The sequence below is a fragment of the Thermodesulfovibrionales bacterium genome (assembly GCA_035622735.1).
Lineage (GTDB): Bacteria > Nitrospirota > Thermodesulfovibrionia > Thermodesulfovibrionales > UBA9159 > DASPUT01.
In genome coordinates this window covers 1-5,054 of sequence record DASPUT010000230.1, presented here as the reverse complement: position 1 = coordinate 5,054, position 5,054 = coordinate 1, and the positions used below count along the sequence as shown (strand labels likewise).

At 53.9% G+C, this 5,054-nt stretch carries 3 protein-coding genes; all 3 read right to left on the bottom strand.

The window, feature by feature from the left end:
* The coding region (locus VEI96_12140; GenBank protein ID HXX58743.1) for a GAF domain-containing protein at positions 1-1,025 on the bottom strand (1,025 nt) is incomplete at its 3' end.
* Entirely contained in the window at positions 1,018-3,639 is a 2,622-nt protein-coding gene (gene secA, locus VEI96_12135) for a preprotein translocase subunit SecA (GenBank protein ID HXX58742.1), read from the bottom strand. The genes secA and VEI96_12140, both read right to left, overlap by 8 nt.
* Positions 3,640-3,876: 237 nt before the next feature.
* Positions 3,877-4,785 carry a cation diffusion facilitator family transporter gene (locus VEI96_12130; GenBank protein ID HXX58741.1) on the bottom strand — a complete coding sequence of 303 codons (909 nt, stop codon included), beginning with the start codon at positions 4,783-4,785 and terminating at the stop codon, positions 3,877-3,879.
* Between the last annotated feature and the right edge of the window lie 269 nt (positions 4,786-5,054).

Here is a 5,054-nt window from a genome sequence, read left to right as displayed (position 1 = left end):
TTCTTAAAATAATCGATATCCATGAAGATGAGAGAAACAGACGAACGGGAGCGCTCGGACCTCTGGATCTCGACTTCTATGGTCCTGTTGAGATAGCGGCTGTTAAAGAGCTTTGTCAGATCATCGGTGACGGAGATCTCTGCCATCTTCTGGTAGACGGATGCCACCTTGATCGCGACGGCCGCATAGTCCACTATCCTCATGAAGAGATCGAGGTCGTCCTTGGTAAAGGGTATCCCTGTAGTCTTATCGGTAAATTCTATCACCCCTACCGTGCGGTCTTTGTCCCTTATGGGGATGCACATAACGGTGTTCGCCCTCGGGTATTTTCGCTTGCCCGTCTTATACAGGCTTCGCTTATCCTGAGAAATGTCGGGGACAACGACCGGAATGCCCTCCCTGACGACCCAGCCGGCAACTCCTTCTCCGGGTTTCAGTCTGACTTTGTGGGGCTTCCACCGTTTATCGTCGGTCTTCTCGAGCACCAGTTCTCCCGTCTCCTCATCCACGAGGAATATGGACCACGACGACGCCCCGACCTCTTTTTTGACCTCTTTCATGATTAAGGCGAGCACCTCGTCAAGCTCCCTGTTCGATGTGAGGATCTTGCCGATTACCCGGAAGAGGTCGAGCTCTCCCCTCGCCGAGGAAATCTCGTTTTTCAGGCGGTTGTTTTCCTGCTGCAGTGACTTCTCGGATATGAGACGGTCGGCGAGAAAGAGCAGTTCCTTTTCATCGGGATTATGAACAGGAAAAACCTGCGGCAACCGGAGCCAGGGGCTGAATCCCCTGAAGGAATTGTCCGAGGAGACGATGAGCTTCGGGACCCCTGAGACCGTCTTTGAAAAGTCCTTGAAGGAGGGCTCCCGGTGCTGCGTCCTTTCTACGACAAGGAGAGCGATATCGTCATTCGTCCCGATACGCACCCTGTCTATGGACTTGAACTTTGAGATATCTCCGTATTTCTTGAGAAAGTCAAAATTCTTATTGCTCAGGTCCTTCCCTATAATCAATATCTTAGGCATTGAGACCGCAGCACTTCTTGTATTTCTTGCCGCTTCCGCACGGGCAGGGATCGTTTCTCCCCACCTTCTTGCCCCTCGTCAGCGGTTGGTGCGCTTCTGCGCTGTCTCCGCGATTATACCGTATCGCCTGCTTCGGGACTATGCGTTCCTTCCTGAGACCTTCTTCTTCCCTGACCTGTATCCTGAAAAGCCTGCTGACCGTCTCGAGGGATATCCTCTCGGTCAGCGCGGCAAACATATCAAAGGCCTCCTTCTTGTATTCGGTCAGCGGATCCCTCTGTCCGTAGCCCCTGAGACCGATGCCTTCCTTCAGATGGTCCATCCCGAGGAGATGGTCCTTCCATTGGGTATCGAGCACCTGGAGGAACATCACCTTTTCGAGATAGCGCATGACGTCACCGCCGACCTCTGCCTCTTTCTTGTCATAGGCAGCCTGGGCGCAGGAGACGAGTACGTCGCGCACACCCTGAATGGCAGACGGTACATCGGGCAAAGGCACGGAGAAAATGCCGAAGAAAGCGTCCTTGAGACCTTTCACGTCCCACTGCTCCGCATGTCTGTCTTCAGGACAGTAGATGCCCAGCAGCTCCTCCGCGACATCATCGATGAGATCGAAAATCCTTTCTCTGAGGCCTTCCCCCTTGAGGATTTCCCGTCTGAACCCGTAGATCTCGGTCCTCTGCTTGTTCATGATATCGTCGTATTCGAGGAGGTGTTTTCTTATATCGAAGTTGTGAGCTTCAACCCGCTTCTGGGCGTTCTCGATCGCCCGCGAAACCATCTTGTTCTCTATCGGGACATCCTCCTCCATGCCGAGCCTCGACATCAGACCCGAGATCCTGTCAGAGCCGAATATTCTCATGAGGTCATCCTCGAGAGAGAGATAGAATCTCGAAGAGCCCGGGTCTCCCTGCCTTCCCGAACGGCCCCTCAACTGATTGTCTATCCTCCGCGCCTCGTGCCGCTCGGTTCCGAGGATATGCAGTCCTCCCGCGGAAACTACCCTCTCCCGGTCCGTCCGGCAGAACTCTCTCGTCTTTTCGAGTTCCTGTTGCCATTCGGCCTCCGAATAATCTCCCTTCTCCCTGAGAGAATCTTTTGCGAGCCCTTCAGGGCTGCCGCCGAGCACAATGTCCGTTCCCCTGCCGGCCATGTTCGTCGCTATGGTCACAGCGGCGCTTCTTCCGGCCTGCGCGATTATCTCGGCCTCCCTGTCATGGTACTTCGCATTGAGCACCGAGTGGGGAATCTTATCCTTCTTGAGCATCTGACTCAAGACTTCGGACTTTTCGATCGAGATCGTTCCTACAAGAACGGGTTGTCCCTTTGCGTGGAGTTCTTTGATCTCCCTTATCACAGCGTTGAATTTGGCCTTTTCGGTCTTATAGATCATGTCCGGGTGGTCGGCGCGTATCATCGGCCTGTTCGTGGGAATGACGACCACATCGAGATTGTAAATCTTTGCGAACTCTTCAGCCTCCGTGTCCGCTGTTCCGGTCATGCCCGCGAGCTTGCCGTACATCCTGAAATAATTCTGGAACGTTATCGTCGCGAGCGTCTGGTTCTCGCTCTCTATCTTGACTCCTTCCTTTGCCTCCACGGCCTGATGGAGCCCGTCGCTCCAGCGTCTGCCGGGCATGAGCCTGCCGGTAAATTCATCGACGATGATGACCTCGCCGTCTTTCACGACGTAATCAACGTCTCTTTTGAAGAGCGTGTGAGCCTTCAGCGCCTGGAGGACGTGATGCACGAGTTCGATATTCGACGGGTCATAGAGACTCGCTACACCGAGTGACCGCTCTACCTTCACATTGCCTTCGTCAGTGAGGATCGCAGTCCGCGCCTTTTCATCGATGGTGTAGTCGGCGTCCTTCTGGAGGCGGGGAATGATCTTATCTATTTTATAGTACTTATCGGTCGAGTCTTCTGACGGACCAGAAATGATGAGGGGAGTCCTCGCCTCGTCAATAAGGATGCTGTCGACCTCGTCTACGATCGAGTAGTTCGGCTCCCGCTGCACATACTGAGAGATGTCGTATTTCATGTTGTCCCTGAGGTAATCGAACCCGAACTCATTGTTGGTGCCGTAAGTGATGTCGGCGCCATACGCTGCCTGTCTCTCCTCATCGGTCAGGCCATGAACGATAATCCCGACGCGCATGCCGAGAAAGGTGTAAATCGGCTCCATCCAGCGGGCATCTCTTCTCGCGAGGTAGTCATTCACCGTAACGACGTGGACCCCTTTTCCCGAGAGCGCATTGAGATAAACGGGTAGGGTGGCGACGAGGGTCTTTCCCTCACCGGTCTTCATTTCTGCGATTTTCCCCTCGTGGAGCACGATGCCGCCGATGAGCTGGACATCAAAATGCCTCATCGCGAGGGTCCTCTTCGAGACCTCTCTCACGACCGCGAATGCTTCAGGGAGAAGTTCATCGAGGGTTTCTCCTCCCCCGAGCCTTCTCCTGAATTCTGTGGTCTTGTCTCTCAGTTCGGAGTCGCTGAGGCCGGATATCCGCGTTTCGAAGGAATTTATCGTCTCGACCATCGGCCAGAGGCGCTTCAGCTCCCTCTCGTTCTTTGTTCCGAATATCTTTTTGAGCAGTGTTTGCACCACGTTTAATGATAATAATAATTCAAAATAATTGCAAGAAAGCGCAGCGGAAATCACTATTTATCGCGGACATGGAGAAGGGTTCCACGGGAGAGGGCCGAGGGTTACCCTTCCGCCGCGTGAGTCACGTTCAGATAGAATGGGGACTCCATGAGAATGGCGAGGACCTGCCGAGTCTCTTCAATGCCGATCTTTAGTCTCCTGATAGATCAAAAGCAATATCTTTACAAGGGGAAAACACTAGTGCCGGTGTTCGTTCTCGTGATATTCTTCGTCCTTCAGGTGAATCTGACAGTAGAGCTCGCTGGCTGCACATTCCGCGCATTCGAACTGGATGATAATATGGCCTATCCCCATTTCCTTGAGCACGCTTTCGATCCTTTTCCGTACGCCTTCAACCTCGCTCAATTTCCGGTCTTGGACCCAGACGTGAGCGGTAAAGGCAACCCGCTTATGTGCGACTGACCAGATGTGCACATCATGGACTCCCATCACCTCGGGCAGGTTGCAGAGTACCTTCGAAATCTCTTCCGCATGAAACCCCTTCGGGGTCATTTCGAGGAAGATGACCATCGCTTCTTTCACGACCCTGGCTCCTCCCGAGAGGATGACGATCCCGATAATGACGCTCGCGAGAGGGTCTGCGTATGTCCATTGCGTGAAGAATATGATGAGCCCGGACGCGATTACGCCTATTGATGAGAGTGTATCTCCCAACACGTGGAGCCAGGCGCTCCTGATGTTCAGGTCTTCATGCTTTCTGCCGATGATGAAGGCCATGACGATATTGCCCGCCAGCCCGAACGCAGCGACGACGAGCATGAGAGAGATGTCTATCCGGGGCGGTGCGACAAACCTTTTGTAGGACTCGAAGAAAATGAAGGCTGAGATCGCGAGAAGGCTTATCCCGTTGATGACCGCCGCGAGGAGGCCGACCCGCTGATAACCGTAGGTGGCCCTGTGGTCCGAAGGTTTTCGGCTTATCCGCGCCGCTATGATACTCAGGCCGAGGGCAAAGGCGTCTGTCAGTACGTGTCCTGCATCGCTGAGGAGGGCAAGACTGTTGCTCACGATCCCGCCGATAACCTCAGCGAAGAGGATAAGGACCGTTACGCCGAAACTGATTGAGAGACGCCTTTCCGCATCCATATCTTGTGATAATTATACTGCAAAAGTCGGACGGTCATACCCGAAAAAAGGCGGGACGACCTTCGGCTTTTCGGCGACGTCTTGTCCGCCTCCGAGTCAGAGGGTATTTATCCTATGGGCGAGACATCCTGCGCCAAAACCATTGTCGATGTTCATCACCGCGATGCCCGGGACGCAGGAGTTCAGCATCGCAAGGAGCGCAGTGAAACCCTGAAGACTCGTCCCGTACCCTGTCGAAGTAGGTACCGCAATGATCGGTCTGTCGGTCA

Coding starts and splice junctions, on each gene's coding strand:
- VEI96_12130 (HXX58741.1), bottom strand. CDS start 4,785: ATGGATGCGGAAAGGCGTCTCTCAATCAGTTTCGGCGTAACGGTCCTT.